Source organism: Actinoplanes sp. NPDC051851, from assembly GCF_040681165.1.
GTDB lineage: Bacteria > Actinomycetota > Actinomycetes > Mycobacteriales > Micromonosporaceae > Actinoplanes.
The window spans coordinates 1-22,502 of the sequence record NZ_JBFAYF010000020.1; the positions used below are offsets into that span (position 1 = coordinate 1).

The 22,502-nt window shown below is 71.0% G+C and carries 19 protein-coding genes, 1 tRNA gene and 1 pseudogene; 12 read left to right on the forward strand and 9 right to left on the reverse strand.

The features are described from left to right. Positions 1-91: 91 nt before the first annotated feature. On the forward strand, positions 92-298 hold the full coding sequence (locus AB0M08_RS20250; RefSeq protein WP_364495559.1) for a hypothetical protein: 207 nt from the start codon (positions 92-94) through the stop codon (positions 296-298). 14 nt (positions 299-312) lie between these two features. On the opposite strand, the pseudogene AB0M08_RS20255 reads toward AB0M08_RS20250, so the two are convergent. Both AB0M08_RS20255 and AB0M08_RS20260 read right to left on the reverse strand, forming a co-directional pair. Further along, positions 313-483 (reverse strand): annotated as a pseudogene (locus tag AB0M08_RS20255) (FmdB family zinc ribbon protein); the annotation flags it as partial. Between the two features lie 37 nt (positions 484-520). Next, the gene (locus AB0M08_RS20260; protein WP_364495196.1) at positions 521-1,177 is read right to left on the reverse strand and encodes a 5-formyltetrahydrofolate cyclo-ligase; all 657 of its coding nucleotides are present in this window, start codon (positions 1,175-1,177) and stop codon (positions 521-523) included. Positions 1,178-1,258: 81 nt separating this feature from the next. On the opposite strand from AB0M08_RS20260, the gene AB0M08_RS20265 reads away from it, so the two are divergent. The 6 genes from AB0M08_RS20265 (at position 1,259) to AB0M08_RS20290 (ending at position 7,230) form a co-directional block, all read left to right on the forward strand. After that, positions 1,259-3,226: a diguanylate cyclase gene (locus AB0M08_RS20265; protein WP_364495198.1), complete on the forward strand. Its 1,968-nt coding sequence runs from the start codon at positions 1,259-1,261 to the stop codon at positions 3,224-3,226. Positions 3,227-3,286: 60 nt separating this feature from the next. Further along, positions 3,287-4,195 carry a UTP--glucose-1-phosphate uridylyltransferase gene (locus AB0M08_RS20270; protein WP_364495201.1) on the forward strand — a complete coding sequence of 303 codons (909 nt, stop codon included), beginning with the start codon at positions 3,287-3,289 and terminating at the stop codon, positions 4,193-4,195. Next, positions 4,192-5,502, forward strand: coding sequence for a gephyrin-like molybdotransferase Glp (gene glp, locus AB0M08_RS20275; RefSeq protein ID WP_364495204.1), 1,311 nt, complete (start codon positions 4,192-4,194; stop codon positions 5,500-5,502). The genes AB0M08_RS20270 and glp overlap by 4 nt, the downstream gene beginning before the upstream one ends. Continuing rightward, positions 5,503-6,135 carry a GNAT family protein gene (locus AB0M08_RS20280; RefSeq protein ID WP_364495207.1) on the forward strand — a complete coding sequence of 211 codons (633 nt, stop codon included), beginning with the start codon at positions 5,503-5,505 and terminating at the stop codon, positions 6,133-6,135. A 106-nt stretch (positions 6,136-6,241) separates the two neighbouring features. After that, entirely contained in the window at positions 6,242-6,988 is a 747-nt protein-coding gene (locus tag AB0M08_RS20285; RefSeq protein ID WP_364495210.1) for a hypothetical protein, read from the forward strand. 165 nt (positions 6,989-7,153) lie between these two features. Then, a tRNA-Ala gene (locus tag AB0M08_RS20290) sits at positions 7,154-7,230 on the forward strand. A gap of 3 nt (positions 7,231-7,233) precedes the next feature. Here AB0M08_RS20290 and AB0M08_RS20295 read toward each other — a convergent pair. Both AB0M08_RS20295 and AB0M08_RS20300 read right to left on the reverse strand, forming a co-directional pair. Beyond that, positions 7,234-7,731, reverse strand: a complete 498-nt coding sequence (locus tag AB0M08_RS20295) for a GNAT family N-acetyltransferase (RefSeq protein WP_364495213.1) — start codon at positions 7,729-7,731, stop codon at positions 7,234-7,236. Positions 7,732-7,733: 2 nt separating this feature from the next. Next, on the reverse strand, positions 7,734-8,249 hold the full coding sequence (locus tag AB0M08_RS20300) for a DUF2199 domain-containing protein (protein WP_364495216.1): 516 nt from the start codon (positions 8,247-8,249) through the stop codon (positions 7,734-7,736). Positions 8,250-8,384: 135 nt separating this feature from the next. Between AB0M08_RS20300 and AB0M08_RS20305 the strand changes: the two genes are divergently transcribed. Continuing rightward, positions 8,385-9,629 carry a GAF domain-containing sensor histidine kinase gene (locus tag AB0M08_RS20305; RefSeq protein WP_364495218.1) on the forward strand — a complete coding sequence of 415 codons (1,245 nt, stop codon included), beginning with the start codon at positions 8,385-8,387 and terminating at the stop codon, positions 9,627-9,629. Here the strand turns inward: AB0M08_RS20305 and AB0M08_RS20310 are convergent. The 3 genes from AB0M08_RS20310 to AB0M08_RS20320 all read right to left on the reverse strand — a co-directional run bounded on the left by AB0M08_RS20310 (position 9,615) and on the right by AB0M08_RS20320 (position 14,823). Further along, the gene (locus tag AB0M08_RS20310; protein WP_364495540.1) at positions 9,615-11,930 is read right to left on the reverse strand and encodes a bifunctional polysaccharide deacetylase/glycosyltransferase family 2 protein; all 2,316 of its coding nucleotides are present in this window, start codon (positions 11,928-11,930) and stop codon (positions 9,615-9,617) included. The genes AB0M08_RS20305 and AB0M08_RS20310 overlap by 15 nt on opposite strands. Positions 11,931-11,983: 53 nt before the next feature. Beyond that, the gene (locus AB0M08_RS20315; protein ID WP_364495221.1) at positions 11,984-12,730 is read right to left on the reverse strand and encodes a hypothetical protein; all 747 of its coding nucleotides are present in this window, start codon (positions 12,728-12,730) and stop codon (positions 11,984-11,986) included. A 509-nt stretch (positions 12,731-13,239) separates the two neighbouring features. Continuing rightward, entirely contained in the window at positions 13,240-14,823 is a 1,584-nt protein-coding gene (locus AB0M08_RS20320; RefSeq protein ID WP_364495223.1) for a phospholipid carrier-dependent glycosyltransferase, read from the reverse strand. Between the two features lie 75 nt (positions 14,824-14,898). Here AB0M08_RS20320 and rsmI point away from each other — a divergent pair, with 75 nt between their 5' ends. After that, complete coding sequence (gene rsmI, locus AB0M08_RS20325; protein WP_364495225.1) at positions 14,899-15,753, forward strand: 16S rRNA (cytidine(1402)-2'-O)-methyltransferase; 855 nt, start codon at positions 14,899-14,901, stop codon at positions 15,751-15,753. A gap of 118 nt (positions 15,754-15,871) precedes the next feature. On the opposite strand, the gene AB0M08_RS20330 is transcribed toward rsmI, so the two are convergent. Beyond that, positions 15,872-16,894: a hypothetical protein gene (locus tag AB0M08_RS20330; RefSeq protein ID WP_364495228.1), complete on the reverse strand. Its 1,023-nt coding sequence runs from the start codon at positions 16,892-16,894 to the stop codon at positions 15,872-15,874. Positions 16,895-17,025: 131 nt separating this feature from the next. Between AB0M08_RS20330 and metG the strand changes: the two genes are divergently transcribed. Further along, positions 17,026-18,828 (forward strand): methionine--tRNA ligase, encoded by a 1,803-nt coding sequence (metG, locus tag AB0M08_RS20335; RefSeq protein WP_364495230.1) that lies wholly within the window; start codon positions 17,026-17,028, stop codon positions 18,826-18,828. Between the two features lie 292 nt (positions 18,829-19,120). Further along, positions 19,121-20,419, forward strand: a complete 1,299-nt coding sequence (locus AB0M08_RS20340) for a PKD domain-containing protein (protein ID WP_364495233.1) — start codon at positions 19,121-19,123, stop codon at positions 20,417-20,419. A gap of 74 nt (positions 20,420-20,493) precedes the next feature. On the opposite strand, the gene AB0M08_RS20345 is transcribed toward AB0M08_RS20340, so the two are convergent. After that, the gene (locus AB0M08_RS20345) at positions 20,494-21,426 is read right to left on the reverse strand and encodes a hypothetical protein (RefSeq protein WP_364495236.1); all 933 of its coding nucleotides are present in this window, start codon (positions 21,424-21,426) and stop codon (positions 20,494-20,496) included. A 172-nt stretch (positions 21,427-21,598) separates the two neighbouring features. Between AB0M08_RS20345 and AB0M08_RS20350 the strand changes: the two genes are divergently transcribed. Next, positions 21,599-22,498: a TatD family hydrolase gene (locus tag AB0M08_RS20350; protein WP_364495239.1), complete on the forward strand. Its 900-nt coding sequence runs from the start codon at positions 21,599-21,601 to the stop codon at positions 22,496-22,498. Positions 22,499-22,502 lie beyond the last annotated feature (4 nt).

A 22,502-nucleotide genomic window follows, 5' to 3' on the forward strand; every position in this document is an offset into this window, starting at 1 on the left:
GGGGGCGGGTTCTGGGGGGGGGGGGGTGCGGGTGGGGGGGTAGGCGGGGCGGGCGGGGCCGCATGGGGCCCGGCGCGCGGGGTCGGTGCTGGTGGCGGCTCAGGACGTCGAGGCGGCCTTCGCGGTCGACGACGAGGTCGAGGAGGACGTCGTCGAGGACGAGCTCGAGGTCGACGAGGAGCTGTCGCTGGACGAGGAGGACGACGAACCGGTCGTGCTCTCGCTCTTCTTGGCCGTGGACGCGTCGCTCGCCGACTTCTCGGCGCTCACCGCGCCGGAGCGGGAGTCGTTGCGGTAGAACCCGGAGCCCTTGAAGACGATGCCGACCGAGTTGAACACCTTGCGGAGTTTGCCCTGGCAGTTCGGGCACTCGGTGAGGGCCGGGTCGGAGAAGGACTGCACGGCTTCGAGCTGTTCACCGCACTCGGTGCAGGCGTACTGGTAGGTGGGCACGGTCCCTCCGGATCCTTCGGCTGCTGGCACTCGCCAACTCCGAGTGCCAATGTTGCGGCATCGGAGGTCAGTTCGTCCACTCCGGGCCGGGCCTGAGGGATCGTGCCGCGCCTCCCAGCGGGCGTGGGCTGAATCCGCCAGTGGGCGTGATCACACCGCCGACCGGGCGATCGTGCGGCTCGGCCGGGACCGTCTCGACGGCCTCCCCGTCATGCAGGAGCGCCACCACGAGGGGGTGGTGCGGTGTGGGGCCGGGCGGCACGGGGACGCGGGCGAGGGCGCGGTCGTAGGAGCCGCCGCCGCGGCCCAGGCGGATGCCGGCGCGGTCGACGGCGAGGGCGGGCACCAGGATCAGGCCCGCCTCCCGGAGGCCGTCGACGCCGAGGCGGGGGCCGGTCGGCTCCCGGAGGCCGCGGGCCCCGACGGTCAGCTCGCCGGTGTAGACGCCCCAGTCGAGGTCGTTCTCCGGGAGCAGGATCGGGAGCAGTACGCGGGCGCCGAGGGCGGCGAGCCGGTCCGGCAGCTCGGCGCCACCGGGCTCGGACCCCAGCGGCGCGTAGGCGGCCACGGTGGGTGCCGCGATCGCGCGTACGTGGGAAAGGGTTTGATCTGCCGCGGTCGCCCGGGTGGACGCCGAGAGTGAGCGACGCTCAGTGAGAATGTGAATGCGCAGCGTGATCTTGTTTTGCGGTGATTTTTCCGCAGGATCGGCTAAATCCGACATGCAACACCCCCTTTTGAAAACCGGCAAACGGTGCACACTATGTCAGCATCGCTCCAAAGAGGGCCACTCCCGGGAGGATGTGTGACACTACGTGGCCGGCTGACCAGTGCCTTCCTGGTGGTCGTGCTCGGTCCGGTCCTGCTCGGGTCCGTCTTCGTCGCCCTGACCGTCGCCGTGGTCAGCCGGGACCGTGCGGAGGAGCGCCTCGACCACGCCGCCAGCACCGTCCGGGCCGCCGTCGGCGCCCTCTGCCGTCAACTGCAGGCCGCGGCGGACGCGGTGGCCGTGGTGCCGGGCGAGGAGCGCGAGGCGGTCGCCCACCAACTGGTCACCCGCGACCTGGCCGACGAGATTCGACTGGCCCCGCCCGCCGGAGCGCCGGCCGCGAAGCAGCCGGAGGCGATCCGGGCGCCCGCCGCGGACGCCGGCTGGCAGGACTGCGCCGCGCCGGCCGGGACCCGGGTGACCGCGCTCGCCGCCACCGCGCGCGCCTCCGACGTCACCGTTCTCGCCGCCCAGCAGGTCGACCCCGCGCTGCTGCGGCGCCTCGGCCGGGCCGGCGGCGTCACGATCACCCTGGGCGCCGTCACACCGGCCGAGGAGGGCCTGCCGGTCCGCCGGCTGGACGCCGAGCCCGGCCAGCCCCTGCCGCTCACCCTCACCGCCCCCTCCGGGGAACCCACCGTCCGGTACGCGGTCCTCCCGCTGATCGTCCTGGTCACCGCGGTGGTCGCGGTGCTCGCCGCGCGCTGGCTGGCCCGCTCCACCACGCGCCCGCTCGGCGACCTGGCCTGGGCCGCGGACCGGGTGGCGAACGGGGACCTGGACACCCGGGTGCCGATCCCGCGCCCCGACGAGCTGGGCCGGCTGGCCGGGACGTTCAACCGGATGACCAGGGAGCTGCAGTCCTACGTGCAGGCGCTGACCGCCAGCCGGGACCAGCTCCGCCGGCACCTGGCCATCCTCGGCGACACCCTCTCCAGTACGCATGACCTGGACCGGATCCTGCCGGTGATCCTGCGGACCGCGATGACCGCGACCGGCGCCCGGGCCGGCCTGGTGCTGCTCGCCGATCCGGCCGACGGGACGCTCACCGCGCGCTGCGCCAGCGGGCTGACCGGGGAGTGGGACATGCCGGTCGCCGAGCTGATCCAGCGGCGGGTGCCGGTCGGCCAGGGGGTGCTCGGCGCGGTCGCGGCCACCGGGGTACCCGCGCGGGGCGGCCCGGACGCGGATCCGGCGTGTGAGTCGTATCTCGCTCTGCCGGTCTGCGCCCCACCCGCCGAGAACGACGAGGAGCCACCCGGCATCCTCGGCGTGCTGGCGCTCTACGACCGGCTCGGCGGGCCCGAGTTCGACGACACGGACCTGCGGACGGTACGCACGTTCGCGAGCCAGGCCGGGGTGGCCGTGCACAACGTCCGGGTGCACGAGGAGGCCCAGCGACTGTCGCTGACCGATCCGCTGACCGGGCTCTGGAACTACCGGTACCTCCGCGAGGTGATGCGCCGCGAGGTGGAGCGGGCCAGCCGGTTCGGCCGGATGCTCACCGTGCTGGTGCTCGACATCGATCACTTCAAGGACGTCAACGACACGTACGGCCATCCCGCCGGTGACCTGGTGCTGGGCGAGTTCGCGCGGCGTATCCGGGTCGGCCTGCGCGAGGTGGACGTGGCGTTCCGGCAGGGCGGCGAGGAGTTCGTGGTGCTGCTGCCGGAGACGGACGCGTACGGCGGGGCGATCGTGGCCGAGCGGCTCGGCGCCGCCGTACGGGAATGGCCGGTGGTGGTCGAGTCGCCCCGGCCGGGACTGTCCGACCGGATCCCGATCAGCGTCTCGATCGGTGTCGCGGTCTTCCCGGAGAACGGCGGCACCGCCCAGGACGTGCTGGACGCCGCGGACGAGGCGCTCTACGCGGCGAAGCATGCCGGACGGGACACCTACCGTCTGGCGGAACGGGTTTCGGCGGGTGGAACGGACGGGCAATTCGATCCGGCGGGGGCCGGATCCGGCGGGCCGCGGCAGCCGGGACCTGGCCGCGGCCGATAGTCTCGCGGCATGCTTGCGAGCATTCAGCCGGGCACGAACCAGACAGGGGTGCGGTGACTGATGACAACCAACGCTCAGGGGACCGGCAAGCGTGCGGTGAAAGCAGTGATCCCGGCGGCCGGTCTGGCCACGCGTTTCCTGCCGGCCACCAAGGCCGTGCCCAAGGAGTTGCTGCCGGTGGTCGACCGGCCGGTGCTGCAGTACATCGTCGAGGAGGCGGCCGCCGCCGGGATCACCGACGTGCTGCTGGTGACCGGTCGCGGCAAGACCTCGATGGTGGACCACTTCGACCGGCGCCCGGACGTGGAGCAGCGCCTGGAGGAGAAGGGCGACCTCAAGCGTCTCGAGGCCGTCCGCCGCACGAGTGAACTGGCTGACATCTACACCTGCCGCCAGGGCGAGCCGCTGGGCCTGGGGCACGCCGTCGGGTGCGCCGCGTCGCACGTGGGTGACAACCCGTTCGCCGTGCTCCTGGGCGACGAGTTCGTCGACGTCGAGCAGCCCCTCCTGCCGTCGATGCTCGATCTGCAGGCCTCCACCGGCGGCATCGTGCTGGCGCTGCTGGAGGTCCCCACCGAGGAGACCTCGCGGTACGGCATAGCCTCGGTGGAGAAGACCGCCGAGTCCGACATCGTGAAGGTCACCGGCCTGGTGGAGAAGCCGTCGCCGGCCGAGGCGCCGAGCAACCTCGCCGTCCTCGGGCGCTACGTCCTACCGGGCACGATCTTCGACGCCATCGCCGACACCAAGCCGGGCGCCGGCGGCGAGATCCAGCTGACCGACGCGATGGCCGCGCTGCTGTCCGCGGGCGTCCCGGTGCACGGCATCATCTACCGCGGTCACCGGTACGACACCGGCATGCCCCTCGGCTATCTGCAGGCGGTCGTCCAGCTGGCCGTCAAACGTCCCGACCTGGGCGAGGAGTTCCTGGCCTGGCTGACCGAGTTCGTCGGCGGTCGGCAGGGATGACCGCCACGGCCGATGCCGAGGCGGCCGCCAACGAGCTGATGCCTCTCGCCGAGTACCTGGGCAGTGTGCTGCGCAGGTTGCGGGCGCTGCCTCCGCTCGACCTCGACCTCACCCAGGCGCACGGGAACGTGCTCGCGGCCGAGGTGTTCGCCCCGCACCCGTTCCCGGCGTTCGATCAGGCCGCGATCGACGGGTACGCGGCCCGCTGGGAGGATCTGGCCGGCGCCGGGCGTCTCGGTACGCATCCGGCGTTCGGCCGGGCCGAGGGGAACACCCGCACCGTACGGCTGAACGTGGTCGGCGACCTGGGTGCGGCGAGCTGGCGCCCGGTCCGGCTGACCGCCGGCACCTGCTTCTCGGTGGCGGCCGGTGCGCCGCTGCCGCTCGGCGCCGACGTGGTCGTCCCGGTGCACTGGACCGACCAGGGCATGGCCGCCGTCGAGATCATGCATGCGCCGAAGCGGGGCTCGGGCGTACGCCGGGCCGGCGAGGAACTGGCCGTCGGGCAGGTGCTGGCCCGCGCCGGGTCGTACGTGACCCCGCCGATGGTGGCGACGTTCGCGGCGGCCGGCATCGGGCACGTGCTGGTCCGGCCGAGCCCCCGGGTGGTGGTCGTGGCCACCGGCGACGAACTGGTCGACGTGGGCCGCCCCAGCCAGCCCGGGCAGGTGGTCGACGCCAACTCGCACGCGCTGACCGCCGCGGCGGTGGAGGCGGGGGCGACGGCGTACCGGATCGGCATATGCGACGACGACCCGGAGGGGCTGCGCGGCCTGCTGGAGGACCAGACGCTGCGCGCCGACCTGATCATCACCACCGGAGGCACCGGCACCGGACCCGGCGACATGCTGCGCCGGGTCCTCTCACGTCCGGGCTCCGGCCGGGGCACGGTGACCTTCACCGACGTCGCGCTCTGCCCCGGCACCGCCCTCGGCTTCGGTACGGCCGGCGGCGAGGAGGTCCCGGTGGTCTGCCTGCCCGGCGAGCCCGGCGCCGCGCTGATCGGGTTCGAGGTGCTGGCCCGCCCGGTGATCCAGCTGCTCGCCGGAGCCGAGCCGGTCTTCCGCCCGAGCGTCAAGGCGCACCTGCTGGAGACGGTCTCCTCGCCGGGCGGCCTCCGCGAGTTCCGCCCGGCGCACGTCGCAGAACGACGTGGTGGTGGTTACACTGTGCAGCCGCTCGCCGGTGGGCCGTACACTCTCTCCGGCCTTGCCGACGCCAACGGACTCCTCGTCCTGGGGGAGCGGGTGACCACCGCGGCGGCCGGCTCGACCGTGGACGTGTTGCTGCTCGACCGGAGGCGATGAATGCTCGGGGCCACACCGGGATGGCCAGCCGTGCTGCGGGACGGGCCGGTGCTGTTGCGGCCGTACAAGCGCGGTGACGCCCGGGAGTGGTCCGAGGTGCGGATCGCCAACCAGGCCTGGCTCTCGCCCTGGGAGTCGGCGCCGCCCGGCCCGTGGGCGGAGATGAACTCGACCCGGGCGTACGGGTTCGTCTACCGCGACATGAAGCGTGCCGCCCGCCGCGGCGACAGCATGCCGTTCGCGGTCTGCCTGTTCGAGAACGGGCGGGAGCGCCTGGTCGGGCACGTCAACCTGGGCAACATCGTGCGGCGGGCCTTCGCCTCGGCGTACGCGGGCTACTGGGTGGACTACCGGGTGGCCGGCCGCGGGGTGATCCCGACCGCACTGGCGCTCGCCGTCGACCACGCGTTCGGCCCCGGCGGCCTGCACCGGATCGAGGTCAACATCCGGCCGGAGAACGGGCCGAGCCGTCGTGTGGTGGAGAAGCTGGGGTTCCGCGAGGAGGCGTACCACCAGCGCTACATGCACATCGACGGAGCCTGGCGCGACCACCTGGGCTACGCCATGACCAGCGAGGAGATCCTCGCCGAGGGCGGCCTGCTGACCCGCTGGAAACGGGTCCGCACCCACTGAATGATCTTGGCCGTACGAGGCCCTGTCGGCGCGGCGCGCGAAATATCTCCGCTACCGCCCGTAACCTCGCATTCGTCGTGTCATCTGTCGTGGCTGATTAGGAGGGGTGAGGGTGCCGACCTCGGTGCTCCTCGCCGTCCTCGCCGCGGCCGGGCTGCTCGCCCTCGCCCCGGCGCTGGTTCGCCGGTACGACGCCACCGAGCGCCTCGCCGCGGAGCGGGCGTCGTCGACGGCGCGGGTGCTGCAGCGCCACCGCCGTCGCCGCACCGTGCCCGGACGCCGACCGATCAACCCCGGACGGCAGGTTACGGTTACGCTGCCCACCCCATCGGGTGAATCATCCCCCCGGCGTCGTCTGCGCCTGGTCACCGGCCGTCCCGCCCGCCGGCTGCCACGGCGCCGCGGCACCCCCGCCGTGGTCCGCCGCCGCCGGGTCTTCGCCGCCCTGGTCCTGCTCAACGTGATCGAGTTGGTCGGCGTGCTGGCCGTCGGCCCCGGCTTCTGGATCAGCTTCGCGGTCACCGGCGCGCTCCTCGGCCTCTACCTGGTCCACCTGCGCAACCGGGCCATCGTCGACCGCCGCCGCCGTCGCGTCCAGGCCCGCGAGGCCGCCTGGCTCGCCGCCCGCCAGGCCGAGGTCCGCCGCGAACAGGCCCGCCGCGCCGCCGCCCGCCGCGAGGCCCAGCGCCGCCTGGCCGCCCAGCGCGAGGCCGTCCGCCGCGCCGCCATGGGCCTCGACCGCGAGCCCTCCGACCTCCCGGTCGCCGCCAACGGCGGCTCGGTCTCCTACCGCCGCAAGGGCGGCCTGCGCGGTCGCGCCTACGAGGCCGGCAACCGCCACCACACCGCCTGACCTTCCTTTTGCGGTGCGCCAGGAGCGGGCGCACCGTCCCCGATCCGCTGTCACGGCCTCTTCCCGTGCTTCCCTTGCGTGAGGGGGAGGGGTGGTTCGCGGGGCGGCGGGTGGACCTGTTAGCCTTTCGGAGGTTCCGCGGTGAGCGATCACCAGGGAACCGGAGGGGCTGTGGCGCAGTCTGGTAGCGCACCTCGTTCGCATCGAGGGGGTCTGGGGTTCAAATCCCCACAGCTCCACCAAAGTCAGGGCCGTGTGTCTGCGGAAAGCGCAGACCGCGGCCTTTGGTCATTCTGCTCCGGGGGCCGAGCCCCCGGACGCCCCGCGGTGTCGTGGTCCTGCGGTGTCGTGGTCCTGCGGTGTCGTGGTCCTGCGGGGACTTCCTCTTGCGGCCTCCTGCGCTTAAGGAAATCGGCGGGCAGTGCCGCGGTGGCCAGCTCGGTGCAGACGGCCTCGATGGCGAAACGGCCGTAACCCCGGGACTGGTGGGTGGCGTCGATGTTCAGGCGCCAGATGCCGGAACGTGGGGAAGGTGGGGATGACCAGGGCATGTCGAGGAAGGCCATCACGAAACCGACCGGGGTGTCGCCGTCGAGGATGAGGCGGGGCCAGGCGTTGGCGGGGTACACGTAGGCCTCGGCGAGGGACTTGATGACCGGGGAGACCAGGTCGGACTGGTCCGGGCGTACCGAAAGGGAAAGGGTCTGGTCGAGGTTTTCCGGGGTGATCGGCGCCAAGTGCACGGTCAGACGCCCTCGAGGCGGTGGAGGTGGAAGCTGGCGATCTCCTCGACGCGGGCGCGGGAGATGCCGGCCTGCTGTTCCAGGGAGAGGGGGTGGCTGGTCGGCTCCAGTTCGATGTACGGCAGCCGGCCCACCGCGCGGGTGTGGACGTTGGTCTTGAGGTTCAGGGTCGACGGGAGGTACCCGGCGATCTCGTTGGAGAGCCAGCCGAAGTACGGGGGCTCGGACTCGCGGCCCGGCTGCTCCCAGATGTCGACGGCGCGGGTGAAGTTCGGGCGGCTGAGGGACACCCACATGCTGTACGTGAAGACGTCGTTCATGTCCCAGACCGGCAGCTCGATCAGGCCGCGGATGAAGAACTGCTCGCCGGAGATCACGCAGAGGTCCGAGTCGAGCAGGCAGCCCGCCTCGTCGGCGTAGGAGGGCAGCCAGAAGTCCGGGGCCGGCGCGGCGAAGCTCAGCGGTGGGCCGCTGTGTGTCGAGCCGCAGGTGCCGCACGCGAACTCGTCGGTGTTCATGGGCGGGAAGCATACGACCGTGGGCTGAAGCATGGGTTAGCGCGCCCGGGTCGTTCCACGAGTGAGTTCTGGGTGAAACGCGAGGATAGCTACTTTTGGGTGATATCTCTGAGATCGAGTCTCGGAGGTGACGTCATGAAAGCACCCCTGCCCGACAACGAGATCGAGCGTCTCGCGGCGCTCTACTCGCTCGACATCCTCGACAGCCCGCCGGAGAAGGACTTCGACGACATCGTCGCTCTCGCCGCCGGCGTGTGCGAGGCGCCCGTCTCGATGGTCAGTCTGGTCGACGCCGACCGGCAGTGGGCCAAGGCACGTACCGGCGCCGATCTGGTGGAGACCTCGCGGGATCAGTCGTTCTGCGCGCACGCGATCCTCGGCCGCGAGCTGCTGATCGTCCCGGACGCCCGGGAGGACGTACGGTTCCGCGACAACCCGTCGGTGGCGGCGGCGGACGGCATCCGGTTCTACGCCGGGGCGCCGCTGATGACCACGGACGGGTTCGCGCTCGGCACCCTCTGCGTGATGGACACCGAGCCACGGCGGCTGGACCAGGAACAGCAGCAGGCGCTGCGAGCCCTGGCACGCCAGGTGACGGCCCAGCTGGAGCTCCGGCGGTACGCGTACGCCCTGGCCAACACCACGGCCCGGCTGCAGGAGCTGGAGCGCCGCAAGGACGACCTGGCGAGCCTGGTCGGCGGCGAGCTCCGGTCGTCGCTGCGGCTGATCTCGGCGTACCTGGAGAGGCTCGGTGACACCGGGTTCCACGACGCGGAGATGGCCGACCTGGTGGGCCGGGCCGCCGCCGCGCACTGCCGGGGTTTCCGGGAGCTGGTCGACCACCTGACCACGATGGCGGACGCCGGGCTGGGCGGGGAGAGCCTGCACATGCGGCAGTGCGACCTGAACCGGGTCACCCAGCGGGCGGTCGAGGCGGTCCGGCCGATCGCGGCGAGCAAGCACATCTGGATCCTGAACCACGCCGGCGGTCCGGCCCTGCCGATCATCGCCGACCCGGTACGCCTCGAGCAGGTCCTCACCCACCTGCTCTTCGCCGCGGTGAAGTACACCCCGGAGGGCGGGCGGGTCCGGGTCGGCACCGAGATGGAGTCCGGTCCCGCCGTACGGCTCGACGACATGGACCTGCCGGACGGGATGCGGCCCGAGCTCTTCCCGCACCTGTACTACGGCGCGATCGCGAACCCGGCGGACGTGCCGGGGCCGGACCGCGGGCTGGCCGTGGCGAAGCGGATCCTGGACGCCCATCACGCGACCGTGGCGCTCTCGGACCGGCCCGGCGACGGCACGTCCCTGCACGTGGTGTTCCCGTACGCGGACATGACGCCGGCCGAGCTGATCCGTGACCTAGCGGTGGCCTGACCGGTCCTCGTCCCACGACGAGTCCCGGGAGGGCGCCGAGGCGGCGACGGGCGGCGCGACCGCCCGTCCCGCCGGTGGCTGCTGGCGGGGTACCTGGACGTCCGGCAGGGCCGGCGGCCAGGTGTCCACCGCCGGCGCCACCGCGGTGGAACGCGGGGGCGGGGCCGCCACCTCGGAGCGCAGGGCCAGCCCGGCCCGGTTCAGCTTGTGCCAGCGCAGCCGGCCGCCGGTCATCGCGGTGGTCGCCGACTGGATCAGGACCAGGTACATCAGCTGGCGGTACGCGAACTGCTGCAGCGGCAACCGCCAGAGCGGCGTGATCGATTCACGGTCGAAGCGGAACGCCACGAACGCGGTGAAGAGCTGCAGCGCCAGCATGCCGAGCCAGGCGATCACGGTCTCCTGGAGCTCCCAGAAGACCAGGCCGTAGACGAGCATGATGTCGACGACCGGGGCGAGCATCGGCAGCGCGACACCGAAGAGCGCGAGGAACGGCAGGCCGACCCGGCCGAAGCGCCCGGACGGACCGGAGTCGAAGATCGCCCGGCGGTGCTTCCACATCGCCTGCATCGTCCCGTAGCTCCACCGGTACCGCTGGCGGTAGAGCTGCTCCAGCGTGGTGGGCGCCTCGGTCCAGGCCTTGGCGTGCTCCTCGTAGACGACCCGCCAGCCCTGCCGGCAGAGCGCCATGGTGACGTCGGTGTCCTCGGCCAGCGTCTCGTCGCTCACCCCGCCGACCTGGGCCAGCGCCTCGCGGCGGAACGCGCCGATCGCGCCGGGCACGGTCGGCATGCAGTTCAGCGTCTCGTAGAGGCGGCGGTCCAGGTTGAAGCCGATCACGTACTCGATGTGCTGCCACGTGGCGACCATGCTCTCCCGGTTGCCGACCTTGACGTTGCCGGCCACCGCGCCGACCGTGGGGTCGGCGAACGGCTGCACCAGCCGCCGGATCGAGTCCTCCTCGAAGATGGTGTCGCCGTCGACCGTGACGATCAGGTCGTGCCGGGCCATCGCCACGCCGGTGTTCAGCGCGTTCGGCTTGCCGCCGTTCGGCACCCGGACCACCCGGACGTTCGGCAGCATCATCTGCTCGACCAGGTCGGCGGTGCCGTCGGTGGAGCCGTCGTCGACCACCACCACCTCGATCTCCGGGTAGTCGCCGCCGGCCAGCGAGCGGACCGCGGCCTCGATGCCCTCCTTCTCGTTGTAGGCGGGCACGATCACCGACACCGGATCGGTCACCGGTGGTCCCCAGCTCCAGTCCGGCCTGCGCCGCTGCCGGGTGTGCCGGCCCGCCAAGATCAACATCAATAGGGTACGGGCGATGGTCAGCAGCCCGACCACGAGGAAGAGCCCGGCGATCAGGACGACCATCCCGTCGGCGAGCCGCACGGTCCAGATCAGCGCCGCGCCGCGCCACTCGTCGCGGGCCGCCGCCGCGGGGTTCAGCGGCAGGGTGGGGATCGCCTCGGCACTCTCCGGGCCGCCGGCCTCCGCTTCGGCGGCCTGTTGCTCGATGCCGAGGTTGAGGCCCTCGGTGACGGTGGTGAACCGGTAGCCCCGCGCCTTCATCAGCGGGATGAACCTCCGCAGCGCCTCGACGGTCTGCGCGCGGTCGCCGCCGGCGTCGTGGAACAGGATGACCGCCGAGCTCTCCCCCGCGGGCATCGCGTTACGGATGATCGTGTCGACGCCCGGGCGCTGCCAGTCCTCGCTGTCCGTGTCGTTGACGACGATCAGGTAGCCCTGCCGGCCCGCCTCCTTGACGATCTTCCAGTTGGTCTCGTCGATGGCGGCGTTCTTCGACGAGTACGGGAACCGGGCCAGGTTGGTGTGCACACCGGTGGCCTCGGCGATCGCCGCCTGGTTCTGGGAGAGCTCCAGCTGCCGCCGCCACGGTGCCAGCAGCTGCATGTTCGGGTGCGTGAAGGTGTGCAGGCCGAGCTCGTTGCCGTCGGCGACCACGTCCTTGGCGAGCGCCGGGTGCCGGGCGACCTGGGAGCCGACCACGAAGAAGGTGCCGTGGGCGTCGTTCTCCCGCAGCACCTCGAGGACCTTCGGCGTCCACTCCGGATCGGGGCCGTCGTCGAAGGTGAGCGCGATGGTCCGATCGGGCAGGCGGCTGGTGCTCTCCTGGCCGCCGGTGGTGTTGATGATCGGGCCGCCGCCGCGGATCGAGAGCGGGACCCCGGCCTGGTCACCGACCTCGGTCTCCTTGTGGTCCGCGGTGAACTCGGCGTTGATGTACGCCTGCACCACCAGCACGGCCACGAAGAAGATCAACAACAGTGAGCCGAGCATCACCCGGGGGCGCGGCAGGATCCGGCGCCGGCTCCGCCCCCGGTTGCGGCCGCTCACACCAGACCCTCGGTCTCGGTCGGTTCGGTCTCCGTCGGCTCGGCGGCGGGGATGTCGGTGGGGATGTCGGCGGTGGGGGCGTCGGTGGTGGGGGCGTCGGTGGTGGGAGTGATGATGATGACCAGTGGCGGCAGGGGTTCCGCGATGGCCGTGCTCTCCACGACCTCGCCACCGGCGGTGCCGCTGGTGTCCGGTGCCGAGGAACTCACCGACGGGCTGGGCTTCGTCGTGCCGGTCGACTCCGGCGTGTGCGACGTACTGGCGGACGGGGACGCGCTCTTCGTCGCCGAGGGCTTCGGGGTGGCGGACTTGGTCGCCGCCGGCTTGCTGGTCGCCTTCCCGGTGGGCTTGGCGCTGCCGCTCGGCGCCGTCGTCCGCGGTCGTGCGCCGGCCTGCTTGTTCAGCGACTCGATGATGTACCGCTGCGCGGCCGTGCCGGAGGGCGCCGGGGTCGGGCTCGGGCTCGGCTTGACCTCGGCCGTCTCCTCGGCCTTGTCGTCGTCCAGGCCGGGCAACGGGAGCACGGCGCTGGAGCTCACCGGCCCGCCGGCGAGGCTGACGCTGAGCACGCCGCCGTACGAGACGACGACGATGCCGAAGGCCAGCGCGAGCCGCCGAAGCAGCCGGCCACGCCGCCCGGTGGAGTCGACGAAGACCGGCGCCGGTGTCTCGACCGCGATCACTTGCGTGTCCGGCGCGCGGTTGTCGGCGTTCTGCGGGGGGTTGGGCTCCTGCGAAGTCACGCGGCGAGCTTAGGAACATTTACCGCGATCTTGGCACTCGTCACCTATTCGGGGGATGGCCGACTGATACGGAGAAATGGGACGAAATGGTGATCCCTGCGGCGCGGCCGCCGGTGACCGATCTGTCCCGCGGCTGTCAAGATTCCGCTGAGCTGCGGTGGCGCGGCAGATCTAAAGACGTTACGTCAGGTTCGGCAACTAATTGATGTCACATTCCCGACCTGGTACGCGAGCCGCGTTCATGAGGTGATAAGCGCGGTAAGAGTTATTAGAGCATATTGTCCGAATAGCTGGATTGGTGGGATCGCCGCGACATTATGGTCAAGACACCCGTTGTGCCGTTCTCCCGACGTCGTTAAGCTGCATCTTGCGCGCCCCAATCGCCCGCTTCCCCCGTGGCAGGCGATCGGGGCGCGCCCTATTTTCTGGAGCCGCAGCGCTCATGACAGAACACAGCTCATGACAGAACGGCCCGGGCGTCCGCCCGGGCCGTTCTGCGTGAAGTCCGGCTAGATCCAGCGGCTGCCGAGCCACATGCGGACCGACCAGTCGTCGTACGGCATCAGGGTGCCGACGAAGATCGGGTAGAAGTACGCGAAGCAGAGCGCGACGATCACCACATACGTGCCCGCGACCACCGTGCCGATCAGCTGGCGGTCGGAGCGCCCGGAGCCCTCCACGATGCCGCCCGGTGGTGTCATGATCGCGCCGAGCACGTAGACCACCGCGAGGATCAGGAACGGCAGGCCGGGCATCAGGTAGAAGGAGAACATCGTCCGGCCGTCGGAGACCGCGAAGTAGTACCAGGGCAGCATGCTCGCCATCGCGCCGACGAAGATCGCGTAGGCCCGCCAGTCGCGCCGGGCGATGCCGAACCAGACCAGCGCGAAGAGGGCCGGCAGGAACGACCACCAGAGGATCGGCGTACCCAGCAGCAGGATCTCCGCCGCGCAGCTGGACGCGCCGCAGTTGCCGTTGCTGTTCCAGTAGAACGCGACCGGCCGCCCGATCAGCAGCCACTGCCACGGCCAGGACTGGTACGTGTGCTTCTCGGTCAGTCCGGTGTGGAACTTGAACGCCTCGGAGTGGTAGTGCATCAGGTTGAGCAGGGCACCCAGCACCGGCGGTTCGCTCAGCCCGTTCGCCTCGCGGTAGTGCCGGAAGTAGCCGTCGTCGGTGACGAACCAGCCGATCCAGGTGGCGAGGTAGAAGATGATGCTCAGCACGAAGCTGAGGACCAGGTAGCCGAAGTCGCCGAAGATGCCGGCCACGAACGGGCCACGGACCCCGGCGGAGCGGCGGGCCTGCCAGCGCCAGGCGATCACCAGGCCGGCGAAGAACGGGGCGAAGAAGAGCGAGCTCCACTTCACGCCGCAGGCCAGGCCGAAGAGGATGCCGCTGACCAGCAGCCACCACGGCACGATCCGCGGGATCTTGTGGGTGGCGGTGGAGTCGAAGCCGTTCGCCAGCTCGCGCTCCCAGCGGCGCCGGTAGTGGTCCCGGTCGAGCAGCATGGTGGCGAAGGTCAGCAGGATGAAGAGGCCGACGAAGATGTCGAGCAGCGAGGTCCGGGAGAGGACCATCTGGAACCCGTCCAGGGTCATCAGCAGGCCGGCCATCCCGGCCAGGACGATCGACCGGAACATCCGGTACGCCACCCGGATCAGGATCGCGATCATCAGGGTGCCGGCGATCGCCGGGATGAACCGCCAGCCCAGCTCGTTGTTGCCGAAGAAGTGCTCGCCGATCGCGATCAGCCACTTGCCCAGCGGCGGATGCACCACGTACGCCGGGCCGTTGGTCTTCTCGTCCCACTCCACGCCGTGCTGCAGCATGTCCCAGGCGTCGGTCGGGTAGTACACCTCGTCGAAGATGTAGCCCTTGGGCTGGCTCACGTTGGCGAGGCGCAGGATGCCCGCGGCCACCGTGATGATCGCCGTGACCAACCAGGAGTAGGGATTGAACCGCTCGTCGAGCGTCGACAGGCGACGCCGGACGATGTCGGGCACGCCACGCACGCCGCGGGAAGACTCCGCCTCGGCCGGGGAGTCCGGGGTGGGGAGCTCAGTCTCAGCAGTCGCCGCCGTTGTCACCCCGCGATCGTAGGCTGCCAGCCTAAGAACGGATGCCCGCCGCCGCCCGTTCCTGACATGTGATGGACTTTTCCGGTGTCTTCGCGCGAAAACGTAACGGGCCGAGTTGTTCTGGTAGGCGCTCCGTTGGGAAACATCGGTGACGCCTCGGCCCGGATGCGGGAGGTGCTCGCCACCGCGGACGTGATCGCGGCCGAGGACACCCGGCGTCTCGGCCGGCTCGCCAAGGACCTCGGGATCACGGTCAGCGGCCGGGTCGTCTCCTACTTCGAGGGCAACGACGAGCGGCGTACGCCGGAGCTGATCGAGGCGCTGGACGGCGGCGCGGTGGTCGCGGTGGTCACCGACGGCGGGATGCCGAGCGTCTCCGACCCGGGGTACCGGCTGGTCACGGCGGCGCTCGAGGCGGGGCACCCGGTGACCGCGGCGCCCGGGCCGAGCGCGGTGACCACGGCGCTGGCGCTCTCCGGGCTGCCGAGCGACCGGTTCGTCTTCGAGGGATTCCTGCCGCGGACCGGGTCGCACCGGCGCTCGCGGCTGCGGGAGCTCGCGGGGGAGCCGCGGACGCTGGTCTTCTTCGAGGCGCCGCACCGGATCGTGGACGCGCTCACCGATCTGGCCGGTGCGTTCGGCGGGGACCGGGCCGCGGCGATCTGCCGGGAGCTGACCAAGACGTACGAGGAGATCCGGCGCGGGTCGCTCGCCGATCTCGCCGGACAGGCGTCGGAGGATCCGCCGCGGGGCGAGATCACGCTGGTCGTGGCGGGTGCTCCGGCGGGACCGGCGCCGCGACCCTCCGACGATGAGCTGCGCGCGGCGGTCGCGGAGCGTGAGGCGGCCGGGGTGACGCGGCGGGATGCCATCCAGGCGGTGGCCGACGAGTATGCCCTGAAGAAGCGGGACGTCTACACCATCGTCCACCAGCGGTAGCCCGTCGTCCGCGGGACCGGGAGCGCGTTATCGGCGGGGTGGGAGCCGTGGAGGTCGCGAAGGCCGGGCGGTGGCACCTGTTGAGCGCGGCGGGGGCGCGGACGGCGTACGGGAAAGGTCAGAAAGCCGCGGCCAGGAAGCCGAGAAGGAGTAGCAGCGGGCCGGCGAAGCTGGCGATGAAGGCGCCTCGCCGGGCCGGCAGGGTCGGCAGGCGCCGGGCGCCGGTGGTGTACGCGATGCCGAAGGCGCAGGTCAGGACCGCGAGGAAGCCGAGCATCCAGCGGAGGTTCATCAGCGGACCGGACGGCGCGGTGTACGCCTGGGTGCTGTCGGGACCGACCATGCGGGCGGTGGAGACCGCGCCGGGGGTACGGCCGTGGCCGGAGACGCCGAGCAGGGTGACCCGGGGTGCGGCGAACGTGCCGTCGGTGGTGGTGAAGCGGGCGGTGCAACGCTGGGTGAGGCCACTGCCGTGGCAGCGCGTGGTGGTGGCGTACCCGTGATCGCCGTGGCCGATCGCCAGCCAGAACGGCTCGGCACTGACCCAGGAGAAGAAGGCGGCGACCAGGCTCAGGGCGACCAGGGCGAGCAGACCGCGTGCCGGGTGACGACCGGGGACACGACGGCGGTGCAGGTGCCGTTGCCGCTGGTCACGATGCCGGGCCTCGGTGGCGATCGCCGACTCGTCGGCCTCCCAGAAGGGGTGGTTCTCCAGCCGCTCGAGCCGGGCCTCGGTCGCCGGGGAGACCGGAACCTGGGGCAGGGGCTGCTGCTTCCTCTCGCTCTTCCCCTTCTCCGGTACGGGCTTCTCCGGTACGGGCGCCGGGGCCGCGTCGTCGGGCCGCTCGGGTTCGATGATCATGAGATCGGCGGCGTGGGCGAACCGGTCGGGTTCATCCTTCTCGTCCGGTTCGCCGGTCAGGGACCGGGGCGGCAGCGCCTCGACGAAGGTGCCGGCGCCGGTGAGGTGGGCGGTCAGGTCGGCGGCCCCGGCGGCGTGGCCCGCGGTCGTCTCCGGGTCCGCCGGATCCGGCACGCGATCGGGCGCGCCCCGCCACCAGTCCGGCGAGGGATCGGCGAAGGTCCACGGATTGCCCTCGCTGCGTGGCGTATCCCCTGGCTGCGGCGCATCTCCGGTCATCCGGTCATTGAACGCCGAGGGCCGCCGGTGATCACGTACTGATCGGGTGTGTCGGGACAAATCGGTCGGCAAGAGGACTCGGTGGCAATCCGTTCGCAGGGGGCCGGTGGCGGTCACTACGCTTAGGCGCCATGAGTCACGTTCTCGCCGCGGTCGCCTGGCCCTATGCCAACGGCCCGCGCCACATCGGTCATGTTTCCGGCTTCGGGGTGCCTTCCGACGTTTTCAGCCGGTACATGCGGATGGCCGGCCACGACGTGCTCATGGTCTCGGGCACGGACGAGCACGGCACCCCGATCCAGGTCCAGGCGGACGCCGACGGGGTCACCCCGCGCGAGCTCGCCGACCGGTACAACCGGGTGATCGTGGAGGACCTGCACGGCCTCGGGCTGACCTACGACCTCTTCACCCGGACCACCACGCGCAACCACTACGCCGTGGTGCAGGAGCTCTTCGAGGGCCTGCACCGGAACGGGTACATCGTCGCCCGCACCACGCTCGGCGCGATCTCGCCCTCCACCGGCCGGACGCTGCCGGACCGCTACATCGAGGGCACCTGCCCGATCTGCGGGTACGACGGTGCCCGCGGCGATCAGTGCGACAACTGCGGCAACCAGCTCGACCCGGAGCAGCTGGTCAACCCGCGCTCCCGGATCAACGGCGAGACCCCGCAGTTCGTCGAGACCGAGCACTTCTTCCTCGACCTGCCGGCCTTCGCCGAGGCGATCGGCGGCTGGCTCGACCAGCGGGAGAACTGGCGTCCCAACGTCCTGAAGTTCTCCCGCAACCTCCTCGACGACCTGCAGCCCCGGGCGATCACCCGGGACCTGGAGTGGGGCGTGCCGATCCCGCTGGACGGCTGGCGGGACCGCGCCGACAAGCGCATCTACGTCTGGTTCGACGCGGTGATCGGCTACCTCTCCGCCTCGATCGAGTGGGCCCGGCGCACCGGCGACCCGGAGGCCTGGCGGCAGTGGTGGTCGGCGGACGCGCAGGGCAAGGACGCGTCCGGCTACTACTTCATGGGCAAGGACAACATCGTCTTCCACTCGGTGATCTGGCCGGCGCTGCTGCTGGGCTACTCGGGCGAGGGCGACAAGGGCGGCCAGGCCGGTGAGTACGGCAAGCTGAACCTGCCCACCGAGGTCGTCTCCAGCGAGTACCTGACGATGGAGGGGAAGAAGTTCTCCTCCTCCCGCCGCGTGGTGATCTACGTCCGCGACTTCCTGGAGCGGTACGACGCCGACGCCCTGCGGTACTTCATCGCGGCCGCCGGCCCCGAGTCGAACGACACCGACTTCACCTGGTCCGAGTTCGTCCGGCGCAACAACGACGAGCTGGTGGCCGGCTGGGGCAACCTGGTCAACCGGTCGATCTCGATGGCGGCGAAGAACTTCGGCGTCATCCCGGCCGCGGGCGAGCTCACCCCGGAGGACGAGGCACTGCTCGCGGTCGCGAAGGCGGGATTCGCCACGGTCGGCGACCTGATCGCCAAGCACCGGCAGAAGGCCGCGATCGGCGAGGCGATGCGGGTGGTCGCCGAGGCGAACAAGTACCTCTCCGAGCAGGCGCCGTGGAAGCTCAAGTCCGAGGAGGAGAAGCCGCGCCAGGCGACCGTCCTGCACGTCGCGCTGCAGGTGGTGAGCGACGCGAACACGCTGCTCACCCCGTTCCTGCCGCACTCCGCGCAGAAGGTCTTCGAACTGCTCGGCGGCGTCGGGGTGCACGCGCCGATGCCGGAGATCCGCGAGGTCGAGGACCTGGACGGCGGCCCGGGCTACCCGGTGCTGATGGGTGACTACACGGTCGGCGCGCGCTGGCAGTCGGTGCCGCTGGTCGCGGGCACCCCGCTGAGCGCGCCGAAGCCGGTCTTCCGCAAGCTCGAGCCGTCGGTGGTCGAGGAGGAGCTGGCCCGGCTGGGCGGCGATTCCTGAGTCACCGCCGACCGCGAGTCAGGTCGGCGATCGTGCGCGAGGCCGGGCGTCAGTCCGGCCTCGCTGCGTTTCGCCCGCTGCGGGCATCGATGATCAAATGATCCCTTTTTCGTGGTCCGGCGTTTGCCGGCGTGTTGGGAAATCCACATTGATTGAAGTCGTACCCGACCGCTAGATTGTCTCCGCCACGGGGGAACGTGGGCGTTTCATCGATACGTGAGCGTCTTGACGCGTGCGTATGGCCCTCCCTGCCCTTCATGTGGTTTTCGTACCCTCGAAGGAGCTGAACTTCTTGAAGTCCAACCTGACCCGGCCGCTGCTCGCGGCCATCGTCAGTGGGGCTGTGGTCGCGGGTGGCGCGGTGTACGCGTCCCCGGCCCTGGCCGGCGGCAAGCCGATCTACGCCGCGCCGATCCTCGCTGACGAACCGACGGCCGACGAGACCTCACCGTCCGCCGACCCGACCACCGAGTCCGCCGAGCCGGAGGACACCACCTCCACGTCGGCCTCGGCCGAGCCGTCGGACACCTCGTCCACCTCCGCCTCGGCGGAGCCCTCGGACACCTCGTCCACCTCCGCCTCCGCCGAGCCGTCGGACTCCTCGGCCGCCCCCTCGGAGTCGGCGTCGACCGATCCGGGCGACATCACGCCGCCGACCGGGACGTTCAAGCTGAACGGCACCGCGCTACTGCTGGGCCAGCAGATCACCTTCAGTCAGCTGCTGACCGACTTCTCGGACGAGGACCCGGACGCGTCGATCGTCCGGGTGATCAGCTGGGGCGACGGCACCACGACCACGCTGAAGCCGGGCGACACGGCGTTCTCGCACCGGTACACCAAGACCGGCACCTTCAAGGTCACCGAGACGCTCACCGACACCAGCGGCAACGTGGGTCCGGCGGCGACCACCGCCACCGTCAAGGTCACCACGCCGACGGTGAAGGTCTCCACCAGCAAGACCAGCGTCTGGATCGCCGAGCGGTACGTCTTCAAGGTGAACGGCGTCCCGGCCGGCACCAAGAAGGTCATCATCGACTGGGGTGACGGCTACCGCGACACCTTCGCCTGGAAGGGCAAGGCGCTGTCGTTCAACGCCTACTACCAGTACCTCGCGAACACCGACTACAAGATCGTCACCGGCAAGCGCCAGATGAAGATCGCGTACATCAGCGCCTTCGGTGAGAGCTCGTACGTCAACGCTGTCGCGATCACGGTGAAGAAGGACAGCTGGAAGCCGGTCGCGAAGGCGAAGAAGCCGTCCAGCGCCAACCGGCTCAAATCCTGGAAGACCGTGACCGGCACGGTGACCGACAAGGGCGCCGGCGTCAAGCGCGTCTACGTGTACCTGGAGCAGTACTCCAAGGGCAAGAGCTACTGCCTGAACAAGAACAAGAAGTGGCAGAAGTTCACCGATTCCAGCTTCTCGACGATCTGCTACGACTGGGCGGCCACGGTCAGTGGCGGCAAGTGGAAGTTCAAGGTGCCGTCCGGCACGAAGAAGGGCGACCTCTGGGTCGGCGCCTACGCGATCGACTGGAGCGACAACGTCGGCGGCGTGAAGTACGTGCACGCCAAGATCACCAAGAGCTGACGCTCCGAGGGGAAGGGGCCGGCGAGAGCCGGCCCTTTCTCATATCTGGCCCTTTTTTCATATCTGGCCCTTACTCATATCTGGTACGCCAGGTCCGCGATGTGGTGGTCGGTGAGCTCGTCCACCGGGGCCCAGGCCTCGTAGACGCCCCGTTCGTAGCAGCGCGCGCCGGTGACGCCGAGCGCGTCCATGTCCGGGCGCAGCAGCCGGAGCCGGGCCCAGGTCTCGTCGCGCTGGAGCACCCAGCACGGCACCCCGCGCCAGAGCGCCTGCTCGGCCCGGCGGCTCAGGGTCTGCACCGGGTAGCGGGCGGCGCGGGTCAGGGCGCGGACCCGGAACTCGCCGGGCGGATCGGCGACCGCCTCGTACTCCTTGCCGTCGATGGTGCCGACCAGCTTCGCGGTGCCGGTCGCGGTGCACGGGACGTACTCCCGGTCCGGGCTGACGCCGGGCAGCTCGCCGAGCAGCCCGCGCCACCGGGGGCCGGCCAGCCGCAGCCACCCGTGCTGCTCCGGCTGGTACGTGTAGAGCACCACCTCGTCGCCGCCCGGCATGTGCGCCAGCAGTTGCGCGTTCGCCGGCAGCGGCAGGTCGGCGAAGCCGGTGGTGATGTACTCCGGGATCAGGTCGTCGGTGCTCGGCAGGAAGCCGGTGCCCAGCACCATCGCGCCGATCCGGGAGTGCGCCGGCAGCGCGGCCAGCCCCGGGTGCGCGGTGTCGCCGGGGATCTCGTAGTCGCTCGGGTCGGTGGCCCGCCAGCGCAGCGCGAACGCGACCCGGTCGTCCGCCGCGCCGTCGGTGCGCAGCATGCTCAGCTGGCCCGGCTCGGTCAGGTGGGTCAGGTCACAGGAGCGGTAGCAGAAGCCGTACGGCAGCCAGCCTCCGAGGTGACCGGCGATCTGCGCCGGCGAGAGGATCTTCGTCATCCGGGTGCCGCGCCGGACCGCCGCGGTGTCCCGGATCCACCGCAGAATCGGGTCATCTCGGTGCATCGCGGACTGGCTCATCGATTGCACCTGCTGCCAGGTCAGATCGCGTCGCAGCGGTGCCGTCAGGGGCGGCTCAAGCGGGTCGATCCCTAGCTCACTGCCCTCACCGGTCACGGTCACGCGGCGCAACCTAAGTGACTACGGTAGATATAGGATGAACGGCCGGTTACGCGAAAATGCGACGTGCAGAATGTCTCACATGGTTTCGTCACCCTCCGAGTCCCGCCGCTCGAAAGCCGCCCGCCGCTCCGGTGAGTTCCCGGCCGCCCCGGAGCCGCTCGCCGTCCCGGTCTTCGACAGCCACACCCACCTCGATCTGACCGTTCAGGAGGCGGGCGTCCCGGGTGACGGTTCCGGCGACCCGGTCGAGGCGCTGATCACGGCCGCGGCCAAGAGCGGCGTCGACCGGCTGGTCCAGGTCGGCGTGGACGTCGCCTCGTCGCGCTGGGGAGCGGATCTCGCCGACCGGCACCCGGCGGTGCTCGCCGCGGTGGCCCTGCACCCGAACGACGCCCCGCGGGTGTCCGATCTGGACGAGTCGCTGCGCGAGATCGAGGCGCTCGCCGCCCGGCCCCGGGTCCGTGGGATCGGCGAGACCGGGCTGGACACGTTCCGTACCGGCGAACAGGGGCGGGCCGCCCAGGAGGAGAGCTTCCGGGCGCACATCGCGATCGCCAAGCGGTACGCCAAGGCGCTGATCATCCACGACCGGGAGGCACACGCGGACGTGCTCCGGGTGCTCGACGAGGAGGGCGCGCCGGAGACCGTGGTGCTGCACTGCTTCTCCGGAGACGCGGAGTTCGCCGCCGAGTGTGTCCGGCGGGGGTACTACCTCAGCTTCGCGGGGACGGTGACGTTCGCGAGCGCCGGGAACCTGCGCGAGGCGGCGGCGATCACCCCGCCGGAGCAGATGATGGTGGAGACCGACGCGCCGTACCTCACCCCGGCGCCGTTCCGGGGACGGCCGAACGCGTCCTACCTGATCCCGATCACCCTGCGCGCCCTGGCCGCAGCCCGTGGCGCCGACCCGGACGAGCTCAGCGCGGCGATCTCGGCGACCGGCGAGCGGGTCTTCGGGCCCTGGCAGTGAGGCA